Origin of the sequence: Amycolatopsis dendrobii (assembly GCF_014145675.1) — a bacterium.
GTDB lineage: Bacteria > Actinomycetota > Actinomycetes > Mycobacteriales > Pseudonocardiaceae > Amycolatopsis > Amycolatopsis dendrobii.
The window spans coordinates 338,727-358,314 of the sequence record NZ_JACGZW010000006.1; the positions used below are offsets into that span (position 1 = coordinate 338,727).

Sequence of the window (19,588 nt, forward strand, 5' to 3'; positions counted from 1 at the left end):
CTATCCGTGCGCTGGCGAAAGGACGTCATGAGCGCCGACAACGGTTTCATCCCGCGGCTCAAGACCGCGGTTCTGGGCACGGCCGACCGCCCGTTGGTGTTCGTCGGCAACTTCGAGGTCGAAGAACAGTGGGCTCGCGACGAGCAGGGGCTGCCCCGGGTGTCCGCCCCAGGCGGCATGGCGGTCGTCAACAGCATGGACGAGTTCGCGTTGCTGCTGGGCGGGAAGCGGGACCACGTGGTGCTCAAGCACGCGCCGGACCCCGGTTACCGCAGCTATCTGGAAGGGCTCGGTCTGGATCTGCCGCAGATCCACGTGATCGCGGATCCGGACCCGGCGCGCACGGTCAGCCAGGACGCGCTGCACGATCCGTGGCTGATCGCCGCGTTGTCCGCGCTGCGCACCGGCGAAGCGCATCTGCTCGCGCACGGTGTCTCCGCGGTGGAGGAAGAACTGTCTACCGCGACGGGGTTGCCGCTGGCCGCTCCGGATGCGGCGAGGTGCAAGGCGGTGAACAGCAAGATCTACAGCCGCCGCGTCGCGACGAAGCTCGGGTTGCGGCAGCCGAACGGCTGGGCGTGCGACACGCTCGAACTGCTCGACGAGGCCGTCACCGCGGCGGGGGCCGTGCTCGCCACCGGGCGAAAGGTCGTCGTCAAGGAGGCGTTCGGGGTTTCCGGCAAGGGCATCTCGGTGGTCTCCGACGAACGCAGGCTCGACCGGTTGCGCCGGATGATCTCCGCGACCGCCCGCCGCAACGGCCGGGACCGGATCGCGTTCGTGGTCGAGGAGTGGGTCGACAAGCGCGCCGACCTCAACTACCAGTTCACCGTGAGCCGCGACGGTTCGGTGCACTTCGACTTCGTCAAGGAGCTGATCACCGAGAACGGCGTCCACAAAGGACACCGGATTCCGCCGAGGCTGGACGAGGCCCAGCTGGAGATCATCCGGTCCGCGGCGCGGGCGCTCGGCGGGCAGCTCGCCGCCGACGGCTACTACGGCGTCGTCGGGGTGGACGCGATCGTCGAACCGGACGGCGGCATCTTCCCGGTGCTGGAAATCAACGCCCGCAACAACATGTCCACCTATCAGGTGCCGCTCCAGGAACGCTTCGTCACCGCGGGCGAGACCGCGATGGCCCGGCACTACTCGCTGCGGCTCGGCGCCAGCGTCGGCTTCGACCGGGTCCGCGACGTGCTCGGCGACCTGCTTTTCGACGGCACGGGCAGCGGCCTGCTGGTGAACAACTTCGCCACCGTCAACGCCGGGGCGCAGACCGCGGACGGGGCTCCGTTCGCCGGCCGCCTCTACGGCGTGCTCATCGGGGATTCGGCCGCCGAGGTCGACCGGATCGACGCGCGGGTCGAGCGCGCTCTTGCCGTCCTGCAGCAGGACTGAGCTCCAGTTTCCGCCCAGCCGAAGAATAAGGAAGTTCTGTGACCGAAACCGCTACCGTTCCGGAGTTCGCCGTCGTGTCCGGAGCACAGGTGCACCAGGTGCTCGACGGCGCCGAGAAGCAGCTGACCGAACTGATCGAGGCGGCCTACCGGCTGCACGGGCAGCAGGCGACCGTCAACCCGCCCTCCTATTTCCTCCGGTTCCCGGACCGGCCGTCCGCGCGGATCATCGCGCTGCCCGCCTCGGTCGGCGGGGAGGTCGCGGTGGACGGGGTCAAGTGGATCTCCAGTTTCCCGGAGAACGTCCGCACCGGCCTGCCGCGCGCCTCGGCCGTGCTGATCCTCAACGACCAGGCGACCGGCTACCCGCTGGCCTGCATGGAAAGCTCGATCATCAGCGCCAGCCGGACCGCGGCGTCGGCGGCGCTGGCGGCCGACTGGCTCAGCAGGCGGGGCGAACGGCCGCGGCGGCTCGGGTTCGTCGGCACCGGGCTCATCGCGCGTTACGTGCACCGGTTCCTGCTCGGCACCGGCTGGGACTTCGACGAGACCGCGGTGTTCGACCTCTCCGCCGAGCACGCCGCGGGCTTCCAGGGCTATCTGGAGAGCACCGGCACGAGCGGGATCGCGGTGCGCGAGAGCGCCGAGGAGCTGATCCGCGGCAGCGACCTGATCGTGTTCGCCACCGTCGCCGGGGAGCCGCACGTGCACGATCCGGCCTGGTTCGCGCACAACCCGCTCGTGCTGAACGTTTCGCTGCGCGACCTGTCCACCGAGGTCGTCCTGGCGTCGGCCAACGTGGTCGACGACGTCGAGCACTGCCTCAAGGCCAGCACCTCGGTGCACCTGGCCGAACAGGCCACCGGCAACCGCGACTTCCTCGACGGCACCCTCTTCGAGGTCATGACCGGGGCGCTCGCCCTGGACGCTGACCGGCCGCTGGTGTTCTCGCCGTTCGGCCTCGGCGTGCTGGACCTCGCGGTCGGCAAGCACGTCCTCGACGAACTGCGCCGCCGCGGCGAACTGCACGAGGTCGGCGACTTCTTCTTCGAACTCGACCGCTACGGCAAGCGCTGATGCCCATCATCACCAGTCCGCACGAGTTCAACGTCGACGACCTGTTCGTCGACCTGAACGGGTGTACAGGGCGATCGCTCTACCTCAAATGCGAGGGCTTCAACTTCGCCGGTTCGATCAAGATCAAGGCCGCGACCGAGATGATCGACGCGGCCGAGCTGGACGGCACGCTGAGGCCGGGCGCGACCCTCGTGGAGAGTTCGTCCGGCAACCTCGGGGTGGCGCTGAGCCTCGTCGCCGCCAGCCGGGGTTACCGGTTCGTCTGCGTCACCGATTCACGCTGTACCCTCGGCGCCCGGCAGCTGATGCAGACGCTGGGCGCCGAGGTGCACGTAATCACCGAACCGCATCCGGAAGACGGACTGCTCGGCACCCGGATCGCGCACGTGCGCCGGTTGTGCGCCGAGGGCGGCGACCGGGTGTGGCTCAACCAGTACGCGAACGCGGGGAACTGGCAGGCGCACTACCGCACCACCGGACCGCAGATCGCGAACTCGTTCCCGGGCGCCGACGTGGCGTTCATCGGAGCGGGCACGACCGGCACCCTGATGGGCTGCGCGCGCTACCTGCGCGAGCACTGCCCCGGAATGCGCGTGGTGGCCATCGACACCGTGGGTTCGGTGACTTTCGGGACCCCGGCCGCCCCGCGGATGATCCCCGGTCTCGGCACCGGAGTCCGGCCCGCGCTGCTCGACGAGTCCTATGTGGACGATGTGGTGCACGTGCCGGAGCTCGCCACCGTGCGGATGTGCCGCAGGCTCGTCCGGGCGGGGTTCCTGTTCGGCGGCTCGACCGGCACCGTCGTGGCCGGGGCGCTGCACTGGCTCGACCGGCACGAGCGCGGCGAAAGCCTTACCGCGGTGGCGGTCTCCCCCGATCTCGGCGACCGCTACCTGGACACGGTCTACCACGACCAGTGGGTGGCCGATCTCTACGGAGACGCGGCGCTCGCCCCGCCCGCCGCGCTCGGGAGCTAGTACCACTCGAAATCGAGGTGCCACGCCCAGTGTGCGCACGATCACGAGGAGCCATCCTTAGACCGTCCGGCTTGCCGCCTGCGCGGCGGGAGGCCTGAAGCGGCCCAAGGAGTGCGGCATTGCGAACGCTACCTCTGCTCCGTCTCGCGCGCTGGTGTGCCGGACGCCCCGGCCCGGTCCTGTGCGCGTGGCTGCTGTTCCTGGTCGTGGCGGCGAGCGAGGATTTCGCCGCCGCGATCGGCGGCTCCGCGAAGACCGGATTCCCGCCGGCCGGTTCCGTGCTCGCGGTCGGGTGCCTGCTCACCGCGCTGTTGCTGCTGCTGGTGCTGGGTTCGCTGCGGCTGGCCGCGATCGCGTTCGGATATCTCGCGACCGTCGGGGCCGGCGCGCTCGGAGTGCTGCTGACGGCGGCCGAAGGAGCGGGCTCGCTCGGCAGCTGGAACCTCGTTCTCCTGCCCGGCATCACGAGCGCGGCCAACCATCTGCTGTTCGCGGTCCGCAGGCAGCAGGAGATGCCGCCGGGCAAGCACGACGCGTCCGATACCGCGCAGATCGTCGCTTCGACCGCCGGACGGACCGCACTCGTCACCGGACTCGCGATGCTTTCCGCGATGACCGGGCTGTATCTCACTGGCGAGCCGCAAGTCATGCGGTTGGCGGCCGCCGTGGTCCTCGTAGTGGTGGTGGAAGCCGCCGCGGCGCTGACGTTGCTCCCGGTGCTGCTGACCCGGATCGCGCTTCCGGTGAAGAGGTCGTTCCAGTGGCACTGGCTGCCCCGGTTCGTCGCCCGCCTGCCCGCGACCTGGCGCTACCGCAACGCAGCGGGACTCATCGGCGCGCTGGTCTGCACTGCCGCGGCGCTCGGCTACGTCGTCTACCGCTACCTCGAATCGCCGACGCTGCCGCCGTTGCCGTTGGCGCTGCTGATCGGGCTGACGTCGTTGGCTGTGATCACGGCTTTCCGGCCAGTGGTGGTCGCACTGACGACCGCGGTGCTTTCAGTACTGTCCGCGCTCTTCGCGCTGACCATGCTCACCTGCATGGCCCCGCCGACTCCGACGTGGCTGCCAGTGGCGCTGGTGGCCGTGCTCGCCGCGCCCACGACTGACATGCATGTCTGCCTGCTGCACCACTTCCGCGTCGAGGCGCTGACCGGGATGTCGCCGCAGCACGTCCTCGCGGAGGGACTGCGTCGCGGCACCGTGGCGATCTCCAGTGCGAGCGTGGTGTCGATCGGGATCTTCAGCGCTCTCGGGATCGCCGGGCCCGGCGAGCTGAGCGAGTTCGGCTGGGCGGCCGCCGCGGCGCTGGCGATGGACGTGCTGGTGATCCGGTTGGTGCTGCTGCCCTTGCTGCTCTCGCTGGCCGGCCCGGTCCGCTGGTGGCGGCGGACCGGGCCGGGGGCTGCGCGTAAGTGAGCCGGGAGATCACCCGGTGGTCGGGTGTCCGGTGAGGTCGAGGAAGGCTTCGTCGAGGGTGGGCCTGCGAAGCGCGAAGTCCGCCAGCGCGACGCCGCGTTCGTGCAACGCGTTCGCCGCCGCGGCGATCCCGCCGCTCTCGTCGAGCAGTTCGAGCGAGATGCTGCACCGGCGTTCGTCGACGACCGGGACGCCTACCGCGACCGGCGTCAGCGCCGCCACCGCGTCCGCGAGACCTTCGGGGTGGGCGACTGCGACTTCCAGCCGTTCCCGGCCGACCTTGCGCTTGAGTTCGTCCGCGGTTCCTTCCGCGACGCTCCGGCCCTTGTCGATGACCACGATCCGGTCGGCGAGGTAGTCGGCTTCCTCGAGGTACTGCGTGGTGAGCAGGACCGTCACGCCCTCGCTGACCAACTCGCGGACCATCGTCCACAAGCCCATCCGGCTCGCCGGGTCGAGGCCCGTGGTCGGTTCGTCCAGGAAGAGCACCGAAGGACGCGCCACGAGACAGGTCGCGAGGTCCAGGCGGCGACGCATCCCGCCGGAGTACGTCCCGACCGCGCGGTCGGCCGCCTCGGCGAGGTTGAACCGCTCCAGCAGTTCGCCCGCGCGGGCGCGTGCGCCTCGGCGGCCGAGGTGCAGAAGACGGCCCAGCAGCACCAGGTTCTGGCGGCCGGTCAACAGTTCGTCGACGGCGGCGTACTGGCCCGCGAGCGCGATGTGCCGCTGGACCTGTTTGCGTTCCCGCACGATGTCGTGTCCGGCGACCAACGCGCGGCCGCCGTCCGGCGGGAGCAAGGTGGCGAGCATCCGGACGGTGGTGGTTTTGCCCGCGCCGTTCGGGCCGAGCAAGCCCAGCACCGTGCCGGGCGGAACGGCCAGGTCGACGCCGGCGAGCGCTTCGTGGTCGCCGTAGCGTTTGCGGAGCCCTTCGGCTTCGATCGCGAGTTCTCCGTGCGCTGTCATGTCAGCCTGCTTCCCGGATGTTCTCGGGCGACAGATCGGTCCAGTGGCCCGAAATGTGCGCGAGGGCTTCTTCGCGGCTGCTCTCGCCGAGCGAAACCCGCCAGCCGGACGGGATTTCCGCGAAGGACGGCCAAAGACTGTACTGCTGGGCGTCGTTGACCAGAACGAGGAAAGCGCCGTTCTGGTCGTCAAACGGGTTTGTCATCGCATACTCCGGATCGGTTAGGCGAGGCGGTAACGGCGGAAGCTCAGCAGGGTCGCCGCGGTGAAGAGCACGACCAGCGTCACCGCGACGACGACGCCGGGATGCTGGGCGGGGAACGAATCGTCCGCGGGCACCGGCACGCCCCACAGCTGGCGGCACAGCGTGGTGACGGAGCTGACCGGATTCCATTCGGCGATCGGCCGGACCCACGCCGGCAGCTGGCTGACCGCCATGAACGCGTTGGACAGGAAGGAAAGCCCGAGCGTCAGCACCGCGCCGACGCCGTCGATGGATTCGGGATTGCCCATGGTCAGCCCGAGCAGCACGCCGACCCAGATCATCACGTAGAGGAAGAGCGCGAGAACGGCCAATCCGGCGAGCAGCGCGGGGAATCCGGCGTGCACGCGGCCGCCGACCGCCAGCCCGATCCCGGCGACGATCGCCAGCGCGACGAACCCGACCAGCGCGTCGCCGATGGTGTGGCCGAACAGCACGGCGGGACGGGAGATCGGCAGGGAGCGGAACCGGTCGGTCAGGCCGCCTTTGAGGTCCATCGCCACCGCGATCGCGGTCGGCGCGACACCGGCGAGGCCCACCTGCATCAGCGCGGCCGGGAAGAGGAACTCCGGGTAGCTGCCGCCGCCTTCGACGCTCACCGCGCCTTTGAAGACATAGCCGATGGCCAGCATGGTGATCAGCGAGTTCAGCGTGATCGCGAGCAGTCGGCCCGGCACCTTGCGCAGGTGGGTCAATCGACGACCCGCCAGTGCGAAGGTCTCGACGAACGCCGCTGCCCGCGGAGAGCTCGGGGTGGTCATTGCGGTCACTGCGACTCCTCGTTGCTCGCCAGCGTTCCGGCCACCGCGGCACCGATCTCCGCCTGCGGCCGCGGGTCCATCAGATATTCGTGACCGCACTCGATCCGGTGCGCCCGCACTGGACCGGACACGTGCGGCACCCAGCGGCCTGCTCGCTCCGCCACTTCCGTGTCGGTCAGCCCCTCGGCGGCGACGAACAGTTCGACCGCGCCGGTGAATCGCGCCGGGCGGTACCGGTGGGCCAGCGCGGCGTTGTTGTCCATCACGGCGAGGACGCGCGTCATGCGTTCCTCTCCGATGTCGGCCAGCCGGCTGTCGCCCTGGCGCAGCACGGCTATGACGTCGGCTGGCGTCAGCTCGACACCGGCGTCGGTGTCGTGGAAGCCGATGTGCTCCAGGAAGTCGACAAGCAGTTCGTGCCGGGACGGTGCTGCTTCGGCACCGTCCTGCGGGTAGCTGTCCAAGATGGACAGTGAGCCGACCGTTTCGCCTTCGGACTCCAGGCGTACTGCCAGTTCGAAGGCCAGCAGACCGCCGTAGGACCAGCCGAGCAGGTGGTACGGGCCGTGCGGCTGGATGCGGCGGAGGTGTTTCAGGTAGTCCTCGGCGACCTGCTCGACCGAGTCCGGGAACTGTTCGGCGCCGCTGATTCCGGGCGATTGCAGGCCGTAGACGGGACGGTCTGGCAGGTGGGCGGCCAGGCCGAGGTAGGGCAGGCTCAGGCCGAGTCCGGCGTGCAGGCAGAACAGCGGCGGGTTCGACCCGGTCGGGCGGATCGGCAGCACTGGCGCGAACGGGTCCGGCAGGTCCGCGAGCTCCGGTTCGGCTCGTTCGGCGAGCGCGGCCAGGCGTTCGACGCTGCCGTGGGTCAGGATGTCGGCGACCGTCAACCGGAGTCCGGCTCGCCGGGCCAGCGCGACCAGCCGGACGGACTGGAGGCTGTTGCCGCCCAGTTCGAAGAAGCCGGTCTGGACGTCGAGGTCAGCGATGCCGAGGGTTTCGGCGAACGCGGTGCGCAGCAGTTCGACGGTTTCGCTGGTGTCCTGGCTGGTTTGCGCGGTCGGAGCGGGCAACGCAGAACGGTCCAGCGTGCCGTCCGGGGCGACGGGGATGGTGTCCAGTTCCGCGAAGGCGGTCGGGATCAGGTAGTCGGGGAGTTCGGCGGCCAGTGCTTCGCGCAGGGCTAGCGGGTCGACGCCGCGTTCCCATTGCGGGACGACATAGGCGACCAAGTCGTCCTCGGCGACGACGGCAGCTGCGGCGACCGAGGGCTGGCGGTGCAGGGCCGCTTCGATCTGCCCGAGCGGAATAGCGAAGCCGCGTACCTGGGCCTCGCGAAGCACTTCGACGGTTCCGTCCAAGCGGATTCGGGCGGGGAGACCCGTGGGTGCGCCAGCCAAGTACAGCTCTCCTCGGCCACCGCGCGGCACCGGCTGCAGACTCTGATCGAGGACGTCGGCGTGGCTGTGCGCGAACGGGCGTCCGTTGACCAGCGAGAGCCAGCCGGACTCGGCGGTGCCCTCGCAGTTGAGTGCTCCGTCGAGGAATTCTTCGCCGAAGTTCAGCACCCGGGTGCCCGGACGCAGCGTCAGCATCTTCGCGATGCTCGGGGTCACGACCACGACACTCGGGTCCACCGACGAGGCGAGTTCCGCGATCTCGGCGGCGGGCGCGACAGTCACCACCGCGCCGACGTGCAACGCGGCCAGCACGACCGGCAGCGCGAACTCGGTGTCTGGTGCCAGGACGCGGTCGCTGGCTGTGAGCGGCAACTCGGCCAGCAGGGCGGCGATCGTCGCGGCCAGCGCGTCTCGGCTGAAGACCGCTTCTCCGCGATAGGCCAGCTCCGTCCCGGACAGCGCCACCTCGAGGTCGGTGTCGGCGAATCCGGACCCGTCCGCGGGGACTGTGTAGCGAGACGGTCCGCTCGGCGTCCAGGCTGCGCCAATGGCGAGGACGGCGAAGATCGCTGCCCAACGGTCGCGGCCCGGCGGCAGGTCGACGGTCACCGTCTCCCCTGGACCCGCGCCCTGTGCGTGCAAGGCCCGGGCCAGCCGGTTGGCTTCCTCGCGCAGACCGATGTCGCCCGGCACCAGCAGGCCGTCCGGAACCTCGGGAGCCGGCCCGGCTGCGGTGGCCCGCTCGCCGGAAGTGCGCAGGTCGATCCGGCTCAGCGGCTGCTCCGGGTCTTCCGCGGCGGCCGTCAGGAGAAGCGTCAAACGGTCGACGAGCAGTTGTGCGGTTTCCGCGGTGAACGCGTCGGCGTTGTATTCGAGCGTGCCTTCCAGACCGCGCTCGCCCTTGTGCTGGCCCAACTGGAAGGTCAGGTCGAACTTGAACTTCTTGTGCGTCGGGGCGAGCATTTCGGGTCGCGCGGTCAGACTGCCGAGGCTGACTTCGGACGGCGGAACGTCGTAGAAGGACAGCAGCACTCCGAACAACGGCTGCCGCGACATCGACCTTGCCGGCTGTGTCGCCTCCAGCAGCCGTTCGAAGGGCAGCTCCTGGTGGGCGTACGCGGCGAGATCGGCGTCGCGGACTCGCCCGACCAGTTCGGCGAAGCGCGGATCGCCGCTGGTGTCGGTGCGCAGGACGAGCGTGTTGACGAAGAAGCCGACGAGGTCGTGCACCGCTTCGTCCGGGCGTCCGGCGACCAGGCTGCCGAGCGGGATGTCGGTGCCCGCGCCCAGCCGGGTGAGCAGCGTGGCCAGCGCGGCCTGGACGACCATGAACAGGCTCGCCCCTTGTTCGTGCGCGAGCCGCGCGAGCGCCCGATGCACGGTGGCGGACAGCTCGAACTCGATGGTTCCGCCGTGGTAGCCGGCGGAGGCGCGGCGCGGCAGGTCGACCGGCAACGCCAGTTCGCCGGGGATTCCGTCGAGCGCTTCCCGCCAGTGCTTCAGCAGGCGAGCGGATTCGCCGTCCTTGGGGTCGTCCAGCAGGGAGTGCTGCCAGACCGAGTAGTCCGCGTACTGGGCGGGCAGCTCGGTCCACTGTGGACTATTTCCGGACAGCCGCGCTTCGTAGGCGGTGGCGAGGTCGCGGGCGAGCACGTCGACGGACCAGGCGTCTCCGGCGATGTGGTGCAGGACCAGCAAGAGGACGTGATCGCCGTTCCGATCGGGACCGAACAGTTTGCTGCGCAACGGGAGGTCGACGGCCAGGTCGAAGCCGCGGGCGACTTCCTCGGCCAGCGCGGCGGCGAGGTCCTTGGGCATCGGAGCGGCGCGCAGCGACTCCCCCGCGTCGAGGACCCGCTGGAACGGGACGCCGTCGGTGTCGGGGAAGACCGTGCGCAGGATTTCGTGGCGGGCGGTCAGATCGTCGACGGCGGCGGCGAGCGCCGAGCGGTCCAGCTCTCCGGAAAGCCGCACGGCGAGGGGGATGGTGTATCCGCCGTGTTCGCCTTCGAGCCGGTTCAGGAACCACATGCGTTGTTGCGCGTAAGACAACGGCAACGGATCGGGACGGTCCAGTTTGCGGAACGCCGCGCGGGCCTGGCCTGCCGACGCGAGCCGTCCGGCCAGCGCGGCGACGGTGCGCGCCTCGAACAGGTCCCGCAGCGGAAGTTCGACGTTCAGTTCCGACCGGATCCGGCTGACCAGCGCGGTGGCCAGGAGGGAATGGCCGCCGAGTTCGAAGAAGTCGTCGTCGATACCGGCTTCGGGCAACCCCAGCACCTCGGCGTACAGCCGGGTCAGCTGTTCCTCGACCGGGGTGCGTGGGCCCCGTTTCTCTTGACTCGTCAGGTTCTCCGGTGCGGGCAGGGCTTTGCGGTCGACCTTGCCGTGCGCGGTGAGCGGGAGCCGGTCGAGTGCGACGATCGCGCTGGGCACCAGGTACGCGGGCAGCAGTTCGGCCAGCTGGGCTTGCAGGTCCTCGGGACGGGCGGTTCCCGCGACGTAGCCGACCAGGTGCCGGTTGGCCGCGTCGGAGCCCTGCACGACGACTACCGCGTCGGTGACGGATTCCTGCGCCAGCAGACCCGCCTCGATTTCGCCGAGTTCGATGCGGTGACCGCGGATCTTGACCTGGAAGTCGCGGCGTTCCACGAATTCCAGCGCGCCATCGGCCCGGCAGACCACGCGGTCGCCGGTGCGGTACATCCGGGTGCCTGGCTCGCCGAACGGGTCCGCGACGAACACGGAGCCCGTCTTGGCCGGATCGCCCACGTAACCGCGTCCGACCACGAGGCCGCCGACGTACAGCTCTCCGGCAGCACCGGGCGGGACCGGACGCAGCTCGTCGCCCAGCACGTACAGCCGGGTGTTCCGCACCGGGAGACCGATCGGCACGCGCAAGCCCTGCGCATCGTCCACACTGGACAGGACGGCGTGCGTGACGTCGTCCGAGCACTCGGTCGGGCCGTAGGCGTTCACCATCGGGATGTCCGGGAAGTACCCGAACCAGCGCACGCACAGGTCCGGCGGCAATGCTTCGCCGGTCACGACCAGCCACCGCAAACCAGTCAGGCCCGGTGGGCCGCCCGCGTCCCAGAAGTCCAATGCCGCCCGCAGCAACGACGGCACGACTTCCAGCACCGACATGCCCAAGCCGAACAACGCGTCCGGATCCGCCGCCGTCTCGCGGCTGACTGCTCGGACTTGAGCGCCGACCATCAGCGGGGCGAGCATCTGCCACACCGACACGTCGAACGTCAGCGGCGCGTTCTGCACCAGCACATCCGACGGCTTCAACGCCAGGTCTTCCACTTTGGCCAGCAAGTGGTTGACCATCCCGCGGCGAGACACCATCGCGCCCTTGGGACGGCCGGTGGAGCCGGAGGTGAAGATCAGGTACGCGACGTCGTCGTCAGCACCGACCACCGGCGCTAGATCAACGTCTGAGACGCTGTCCAACTCGACGATGTCCGCCGGCAGGCTCGCCGCGATCTCCCGGAACTCCGGGGCCGCGATCACGCACGCCGCGCCGCTGTCCTCCACCAAGCCTTTCAGGCGGGCGAGCGGCGCCGTCGGGTCCAGCGGCACATAAGCACCGCCTGCGCCCAGGACGCCGAGAACCGCGGAGACGAAGCCGATCCCGGGACCGGCGAGCACGCCCGCTACCCGTCCCCGAGGCAACCGCCGAGAGAGAGCCGAAGCCAAACCGACCAGTTCCGCGTAGGTCACCGAACCGGAGTCGTCGACCACGGCGACCGCGTCCGGGGCCTGCGCGCGCACTCGCTCGACCACGCCCGCACCGACCGGGCCGGTCGCGCCGAGCAGGAAGGTCTGCGCCGGTTCGGCCACCACGTCGATCCGGCCCAGCAGACGGTCCGGGTCGCCGAGCACCGTGTCGAGCAGCGACCGGAATTGCTGCGCCAGTTCGCGGACGCGGTCGTCTCCGAATGCTTCGCGGAGGTAGTCGAAGCGGAAGACGAGGGCGGCATGCGGTTCCACCACGAGGCTGAGCGGGTAGTGCCGTGAGTCGAGCGTGACCGCATCGACTACGCGGACGTCCTCGCCGAGTTTCACCACTGGGCCGCCGTCGCCGGCGGGGACGTTCTCGAACACCACTGCGGTGTCGAAGAGTTCGCCGCTGTCGGGGATGGCTCCGCTCAATTGCGCTTGGCCGATGTGCTGGTAGGACACCATCGATGCTTGCTGACGGCCCAGTTCGGCGAGCAGTTCGCGGACCGGACGGGCCGGGTCGAGGCGGGCCCGGACCGGCACGGTGTTCACGAACATGCCGACCATCGTTTCGACACCCGGCAGTTCCGCGGGACGTCCGGAGGCCACGGCGCCGAAGACCACGTCCTGCTGCCCGGCCAAGCGGCCGACCAGGATCGCCCAGCAGGCTTGCACGATCGTGCTGACGGTCACCTCGTGTTCCCGTGCCCAGGCGTAAAGGTGCGCAGTGTCGCTTTCGGACAGCGCTGACTCGACAGTCGCGGGCAGGCTCGCGGCGGCGGGCAGGCCGGGTGCGACGCGGGTCGGGCCGGGCAGGCCGTCGAGCAGGTCCTGCCAGGCTTTTCGTCCGGCTTCCTCGTCTTGGCGGGACAGCCAGGCGAGGTAGTCGCGCATCTGCGGCACCTCGGGCAACGACGTTGTCGCGCCGCCTGCGTAGAGCTGTGCCAGTTCGTCGATGAGGATGGGGACCGACCAGCCGTCGGTGGCGATGTGGTGTGCGCTCCACAGGAACCGATAGCGCTCGGCGGCGACGCGGATCAGCGTGAAGCGGACCAACGGCGGGTGGGCCAAGTCGAAGCGGCGCAACCGGTCCTGTTCGACCAGTCGCCGCAGTTCCGCCTCGCGGTCCTCTTCTGGCAACACGGTCAGGTCGATTTCGGTCCACGGCAGCTCGACCGATTCGGCGACTAGCTGCACCGGTTCCCCGTTGCGCCGGCGCCGGAAGTAGCCGCGCAGGGCGGTGTGCCGGGTGAGCAGCGTGGCGCAGGCGTCTCGGACGGCAGCGGTGTCCAGCGGTCCTTCGAGGTCCGCGATTGCTTGCACGGCGTAGAAATCGACGCCCTCGGCATCCAGCTCGGCGTGGAAGAGCATGCCCTGCTGCAACGGCGCGAGCGGAAGCACTTCCTCGACCGGCCCGGCCCGCAGTTCGCCGAGTTCGCCGGGTTCGAGTTCGACCAGCGCGGCGCCGGGTTCCGGAGCGACGTCGTCCCCGATCGGGACCGCGTTTTCCGCGATCGCCGCCGGGGTGCGGGCTTCCAGCAGATCGCGCGGGGTGATGATCAATCCGGCCTTGCGCGCGCGGCTGACCACCTGGATCGAGCTGACGCTGTCGCCGCCGAGCGCGAAGAAGTTGTCGTCGATGTAGACCTTCGGCACCGTCAGCACCTCGGCCAGCACGTCGCACAGGATCGTCTCGACGGCGTTGCGCGGGGCCCGGCCGACCGCTTCGGCGGCGAAATCGGGCTCGGGCAGCGCATCCCGGTCGACCTTGCCGTGGACGGTCAGCGGCATCGCGTCGAGCACGACCATCGCGGGCGGCACCAGGTAATCCGGCAGCCGCTGCTGCAGTTCGCTGCGCACGGACGGGACGTCGACCGGCTCCGTGCCGACCAGATACGCGGCGAGCCGTTTGGTCCCGGAATCATCGCGCACCACCACGACCGCGTCGGCGATCTCCGGCAGCTCGCGCAGGGTCGCTTCGATCTCGCCGAGTTCGATGCGGTGACCGCGGATCTTGACCTGGAAGTCGCGGCGCTCGATGAACTCCAACGCCCCGTCGGCGCGGCGCACCACGCGGTCGCCGGTCCGGTACATCCGGGTTCCCGGCTCGCCGAACGGGTCCGCGACGAACACTGAACCCGTCTTGCCCGGGTCACCCACGTAACCGCGGCCGACCACCAGACCGCCGACATACAGTTCGCCTGCCGCGCCTGCCGGGACCGGTCGCAGCTCGTCGCTCAGGACGTACAGCCGGGTGTTCCGCACCGGAAGACCGATCGGCGTCCGCAGCCCGCGTACGTCGTCCACAGTGGACAGAACCGCGTGCGTCACGTCGTCCGAGCACTCTGTTGGGCCGTAGGCGTTCACCAGCGGGATCTCGGGGAAGTACCCGAACCACCGGACGCACAGGTCCGGCGGCAACGCCTCGCCGGTCACCACCAGCCATCGAAGACCTGCCAGCTCCGGCGGACCGCCCGCGTCCCAGAAGTCCAACGCCGCCCGCAACAACGACGGCACGACTTCCAGCACGGACATGCCCAACCCGAACAGCGCCTCCGGATCCGCCGCGACCCGTCGGTCCACCACGCGGACCTGACCGCCGACCACCAGCGGCGCGAGCATCTGCCACACCGACACGTCGAACGTCAGCGGCGCGTTCTGCACCACCGCATCGGCCGCACTGAGCCCGAGGTCTTCCACCTTCGCCAGCAGGTGGTTCATCATCCCGAGCCGCGAAACCATCGCGCCCTTCGGCCGACCGGTCGAACCCGACGTGAAGATCACGTACGCCACGTCGTCGCCCGCGCCGACCACCGGTGCCAGCTCAGTGTCTAAGACACCGTCCAACTCAACGACGTCCACCGGCAGCTCTGCGGCGACATCCCGGAACTCCGGTGCCGCGAGCACACAGGCCGCGCCGCTGTCCGCCACCAGATCGCGCAACCGCGCCAACGGCAACGTCGGATCCAACGGCACGTACGCACCACCGGCACCGAGCACGCCGAGGACCGCCGAGATGAAACCACTCCCCGGACCAGCGAGCACCCCGACCACACGCCCGGCAGGCAACCGCCGCGACAACGCCGAGGCCATCCCCACCAGGTCCGCGTAACTCACCGATCCGGCAGCATCGACCACCGCCACCGCGTCCGGAGCCTGCGCGCGCACCCGCTCCACCACACCCGCGCCCACCGGGCCGGCAGCGCCCGACCCGGCGGTGAGCAGTTCCTCGCGCTCCTGTGCATCGGCGACATCGATGCGGGCGAGCGGCGCTTCCGGGTCGGCGCGCGCGAAGCGGTCCAGGAATCCGGCGAACCGGTGCAGGTGAGTGTCCACTCCGGACTCGTCGTAGAGATCCGGGTTGCCGTTGAGGTGCAGTTCGATCCCGCCGCCGGGCTCGTCGAGGACGGTGATCGACAGGTCGTTGGTGATCCCGGTGGACAGGTTCCGCACCCGGGTCACGCAGTCGCCCAGCCGCAGCCCGGGGTCCGCGGGCAGCACGTTGACGAAGGGCCCGCCGAACGGACGCCGCTCGTCGCTGCGCACGCCGATGTCGCGGCGGATCTGGTTGACGTGGTACCGCTGGTGCTTGAGCGTGCGGGCGAGCTCCCGCGAGGCTTGCTTCAGCAGCACCTCCGGGGTCATCGCGGGCGTGACCTGCATTTTCAACGGCAGGTAGTTCGCCATCATCCCCGGAATCGTCCGCGTCCGGACCCCCGCGCGGGCGGCGACCGGGACGGTCAGCATCAGGTCCTGGATCCCGGAAAGACGCTCGGTGTAGGCGGCCATCGCGGCCAGCAGGAAGGTCGGCAGAGTCACTCCGGCCTGCGCGACAGCCTTCCGCGCCGCGGCGGCCGCGTCGGCGGGCAGGGCGAGCGTGCGGCGAAGGAATCCGCGCGCCGGTGCGGGTTCCTTGCCGGACAGGCTGATCAGGTCCGGAACCGTGCTGAAGTGGCTGCTCCAGAACTCGCGGTCGCGGCCCAGATGCGTCGAGGTCTGGTAGGCGAGTTCGGATTCCAGCAGGTCCCGGAACGGCGGAAGCGGACGGCCCTCGGGCTCGTTGCCGGTCAGCACGGCGGTGTACAGCTCGCCCATCCGGCGGTGGCAGATCGCGGCGCTGAACCCGTCGCCCACCAGGTGGTGGGTGGTGAGATACCAGAACCGCCGGCGCGGGCCGAGCGTGAGCAGCGCGGCGCGGAACAGCGGGAAATCGGTGACAGAGAACGGCCGGGCCAGGTCCTCGTGCATCCACGCGAGCGCGGCCGCCTCGGGGTCCGGTTCGCCGGAGAGGTCGAGGAAGCTGACCGGCAGCTCGGTGAGCGGTTCGACTACCTGCCGCGGTTCGCCGTCGACCTCGAAGAACCGCGCGCGGAAGCATTCGGCCTCGTCGGTGAGCAGGCGGAACGCCTCGACGAACACGGTCACGTCCAGGTCGCCGGAGATGTCCAGGTAGTCGGCCATCGCGTAGGCGAGGCCGCCTCCGGACAGCTGCTCGTCGAACCAGACGTCGGTCTGGGCCGTGGACAGGGGCAGGCTGGTCTCGACAGCGGTCATCGCGGCACCTCGGAAAGTCGGTCGGTGGTCTGCCCGGGCACGCGGCCGAGCGCGTCGGCGGCCCAGTGGTCCCGGTAGACCGTGTCCAGGTAGTGGTCGCCCAGGTCCGGCGAGATGGCCACGGCGGTCAGGTCGCGGTCCTCGCGGGCGAGCCAGGAGAGCGCTCCGGCGACGACGGTGCCGGTCGAGCCGCCGAACAGGAACCCGTGCCGCACCAGCGTCCGGCACATCTCCACGGTTTCGGTTTCCTCGACGTGCACCACGTCGTCCACCAAGGACTCGTCGAGCAGCGCCGGGCGGATCGCGGAGCCGAGCCCGGGAATCTGCCGCGGCCCGGGCGGTCCGCCGAAGCTCACCGAGCCGACGCTGTCCACCGCGACCACGCGGATCGACCGGCGCGCCTCGCGCAGGTACCGGGCGCAGCCCATCAGCGTCCCGGCCGTGCCGGTGCCGACGAAGAGCACGTCGAGGCCGGGGAACATGCGCAGGATCTCCGGGCCGGTGGTCCGGTAGTGCGCGGTCCAGTTGCCCGGGTTGGTGTGCTGGTCGAGCCAGACGTAGTCCTCGTGCTCCGCGCAGAGGCTCTCCACCAGCCGCTGCCGCGCGCCGACCAGCCCGTCGACCGGATGCGGTTCGGTCAGCACGCGGACCTCGGCGCCGTAGTTCTGCATTAACTGCCGGGCGGACAGCGTGCAGTGGTCGTCGGTGACGCAGATGAACCGGTATCCCCGGCTGGCCGCGACCATCGCGAGCGCGACGCCGATGTTGCCGGACGAACTCTCGACGATCGTCTGCCCGGGACGCAGCGTGCCGTCGCGTTCGGCGCGCTCGACGATCTCCAGCGCGGCCTTGAGCTTGATCGACCCGGCGAAGTTGAACCCCTCGCACTTGACGAACAGGTCGCGGCCGACGAACCGGCGCAGGTCGACATAGAGATCCGGGACGGTGAACTCCTGAGGGGCGGATATCACCCGCACGGCAAACCTCCGGTGCCCGAGAGGGCGTTCAGCGCCGGGAACGACTCGCCCTGGCCGACTTTGCCGGCGAGCAGCCCGGTGAAGACGATGAGTTTCTGGATGTTCGCGGCGCCTTCCATGAACTCGACGCCGCGGGCGTCGCGAACCAGCTTGTCCAGCAAGGGATGCGTCCAGCGCGCGCTCGGCCCGAAGAACCGGCAGGCCGCCCTGGTCGCGTCCTCGGCGAGCCTGCTCGCCTCGGCTTTGGCGGACGAGGCGAGGTGCCCGCCGCGGCTGCCGTCCGCGTCCACCTCCATCGCCGCGAGGTGCACCAGGTTCCGGACACTCTCGATCCGGTAGCCCAGCTGATCCCATTCGGCCGCCGCGCCGCCGGTGAGCAGGCCGCCTTCCGCCCGGACGTACTCGTGCGCCGCTCGCGCGATGCCGATCGCGATCGCCGCGACGCCGGGACGAAGCCGGTTGAACGTCAAGGTGGCGGCCCACATTCCGCGCCGGGCCGGGGAAAGATGGCGGCCCAGCACCCGGTTCGCGGGGATGCGCAGGTTGTCGAACTCGAGGGCGCAGAACCGTGCGCCGCGCAGTCCGAGCATGCCGAGCGGTTCGGCGTGGAAGCCGGGGGAAGCGGTGTCTACGAGGACCGCGCGTACGCCGAGCGGGCCGGGTGCGGTGCGGGCGAAGACGACGCCCATGCCTGCGCGGGAAGCGTTGCCGACATACCGTTTCCGGCCGTTCAGCACGAAATCGCCGTCTGGACCCGGAGTCAGGCTCGTGGTGAGCGCGTTCGCGTCGGAACCGGCGTCGGGTTCGGTGAGGGCGAAGAATGTCCACGTTGGACGGTCAACGAGCCTGCCGTAGAACCAGGCTTTCTGCTCGTCGTCGCCGAGCACGTCGAGCAGGACGCCGGACATGGACGCGCCCGGTGCGGCGAGCGTCGCGCCCGCGTCGCCCCGGGCGAACTCCTCCAGCAGCACTGTCCGTTCGAGCGCGGTCATCCCGTGGAACCGGCGCCCGGCGACGTTGATGCCCTCCGAGCCGTACTCCCCCGGGACCAGCAGCTGCGCCATGCAGCGCACCGCGGGCAGGTCGGCGAACTGGGCGACGGCCTCGGGATCGCGGTCGAGCACCGCACCGGCGACACGGAGGCCGGTCGCCCACTCGGCGGCGAGATCCCGCAGCGCCAGCAAGGGTTCGGTCAGCACCGTGCCCGTCACGTCGTCCCCATTTCGTGCACGCTCGCAAGCAGTTCAGAGACGTCGGCGACCTCACCCGGCCCGCCGGCGAGGAAACCCTTCGCCCCCAGCAACCCGAGCAGCTTCCGGTCCACATCGGACAGCAGCTGATGCAGATACCGCACCCGCGCCGCAGCCATGCTCCCGTCCGCCAGCAGATCCGCTTCCACCGCCAGTTGCCCGTTCAACGCAGTCGCGAGGCAGTCTTGGATCATCTGCTTGCGCAGCAACGACTCCTCCCCCGAACGCCGCTCGCCCAAGTACCGGAGGCACTCGTCGAGCAGCCCTTGGGAAAGCCCCAGCCGCATCCACACCAGGTCCAGACCCGCGGGCGCGCCCGGCAGGCCCCGGGCGAACGCGACCGCGCCGCCGGGAAGATCCGCTTCCCGCAGGAGCTCCGTCCCGGCGGGCAGGTCTCCCGCCGGCACCGCCCCGATCGCGTTGTTCCGGCGCGTCGTCCGCAGCAGCTTGAGCGCGGGCGCGACGCCCTGCTCGCGGGCGACGCGCCGGCACTGCTGCCCCGGCACCGGGTCAGGCACGGATTTCCGCGATGACGAACGCGGCGAGCGAACGCACCGATTCGAAGTGCTGCATCTCCAGGTTCTCGGTGTCGAACTCGATGCCGAACGTGTCCTCGAGCTGCATCAGCAGCTCCAGCACACCGGTCGAATCGAGGCCGGCGTCGGACAGCCGGGTGTCCTCGGACAGGTCGGCGACGTCCCGTTCGAGCACCGCGCCCAGTGCGCCGGTGATGCCTTCGACGACGCGGTCCTCGGTCAGGGTCTGCGCGGTCTCGGTGGTCTGGACTGTCTCAGTCATGGCTCTCCTTCTCCTTACACGG

At 70.0% G+C, this 19,588-nt stretch carries 12 protein-coding genes; 4 read left to right on the plus strand and 8 right to left on the minus strand.

Annotated elements, in window-relative coordinates; translation table 11 throughout:
* Positions 1 to 27: 27 nt before the first annotated feature.
* From H4281_RS19650 to H4281_RS19665, 4 genes are all read left to right on the plus strand, one after another.
* A complete protein-coding gene (locus H4281_RS19650; protein ID WP_182892383.1) occupies positions 28 to 1,398 on the plus strand; it encodes a preATP grasp domain-containing protein in 1,371 nt (456 codons plus the stop codon).
* Positions 1,399 to 1,436: 38 nt separating this feature from the next.
* Positions 1,437 to 2,474 (plus strand): 2,3-diaminopropionate biosynthesis protein SbnB, encoded by a 1,038-nt coding sequence (sbnB, locus tag H4281_RS19655; protein WP_182892384.1) that lies wholly within the window; start codon positions 1,437 to 1,439, stop codon positions 2,472 to 2,474.
* The gene (gene sbnA, locus H4281_RS19660) at positions 2,474 to 3,451 is read left to right on the plus strand and encodes a 2,3-diaminopropionate biosynthesis protein SbnA (protein ID WP_182892385.1); all 978 of its coding nucleotides are present in this window, start codon (positions 2,474 to 2,476) and stop codon (positions 3,449 to 3,451) included. Before sbnB ends, sbnA (H4281_RS19660) begins: the two co-directional genes overlap by 1 nt.
* A 119-nt stretch (positions 3,452 to 3,570) precedes the next feature.
* A complete protein-coding gene (locus tag H4281_RS19665; protein WP_182892386.1) occupies positions 3,571 to 4,869 on the plus strand; it encodes an MMPL family transporter in 1,299 nt (432 codons plus the stop codon).
* 9 nt (positions 4,870 to 4,878) lie between these two features.
* Here H4281_RS19665 and H4281_RS19670 read toward each other — a convergent pair whose 3' ends face one another.
* The 8 genes from H4281_RS19670 to H4281_RS19705 are packed head-to-tail and all read right to left on the minus strand — an operon-like array spanning position 4,879 to position 19,566.
* Positions 4,879 to 5,835 carry an ATP-binding cassette domain-containing protein gene (locus H4281_RS19670; RefSeq protein ID WP_182892387.1) on the minus strand — a complete coding sequence of 319 codons (957 nt, stop codon included), beginning with the start codon at positions 5,833 to 5,835 and terminating at the stop codon, positions 4,879 to 4,881.
* A gap of 1 nt (position 5,836) precedes the next feature.
* Positions 5,837 to 6,040 (minus strand): MbtH family protein, encoded by a 204-nt coding sequence (locus H4281_RS19675; RefSeq protein WP_182892388.1) that lies wholly within the window; start codon positions 6,038 to 6,040, stop codon positions 5,837 to 5,839.
* Between the two features lie 17 nt (positions 6,041 to 6,057).
* Complete coding sequence (locus H4281_RS19680; RefSeq protein ID WP_182892597.1) at positions 6,058 to 6,858, minus strand: ABC transporter permease; 801 nt, start codon at positions 6,856 to 6,858, stop codon at positions 6,058 to 6,060.
* Positions 6,859 to 6,863: 5 nt separating this feature from the next.
* Complete coding sequence (locus tag H4281_RS19685) at positions 6,864 to 16,541, minus strand: non-ribosomal peptide synthetase (protein WP_182892389.1); 9,678 nt, start codon at positions 16,539 to 16,541, stop codon at positions 6,864 to 6,866.
* Positions 16,538 to 17,518 carry a 2,3-diaminopropionate biosynthesis protein SbnA gene (sbnA, locus tag H4281_RS19690; RefSeq protein ID WP_182892390.1) on the minus strand — a complete coding sequence of 327 codons (981 nt, stop codon included), beginning with the start codon at positions 17,516 to 17,518 and terminating at the stop codon, positions 16,538 to 16,540. Before sbnA (H4281_RS19690) ends, H4281_RS19685 begins: the two co-directional genes overlap by 4 nt.
* Positions 17,509 to 18,729 (minus strand): acyl-CoA dehydrogenase family protein, encoded by a 1,221-nt coding sequence (locus H4281_RS19695; RefSeq protein ID WP_182892391.1) that lies wholly within the window; start codon positions 18,727 to 18,729, stop codon positions 17,509 to 17,511. Before H4281_RS19695 ends, sbnA (H4281_RS19690) begins: the two co-directional genes overlap by 10 nt.
* Positions 18,726 to 19,286, minus strand: coding sequence for a DUF2786 domain-containing protein (locus tag H4281_RS19700; protein WP_182892392.1), 561 nt, complete (start codon positions 19,284 to 19,286; stop codon positions 18,726 to 18,728). The genes H4281_RS19695 and H4281_RS19700 overlap by 4 nt, the downstream gene beginning before the upstream one ends.
* Positions 19,279 to 19,566: an acyl carrier protein gene (locus tag H4281_RS19705; RefSeq protein WP_182892393.1), complete on the minus strand. Its 288-nt coding sequence runs from the start codon at positions 19,564 to 19,566 to the stop codon at positions 19,279 to 19,281. The genes H4281_RS19700 and H4281_RS19705 overlap by 8 nt, the downstream gene beginning before the upstream one ends.
* Between the last annotated feature and the right edge of the window lie 22 nt (positions 19,567 to 19,588).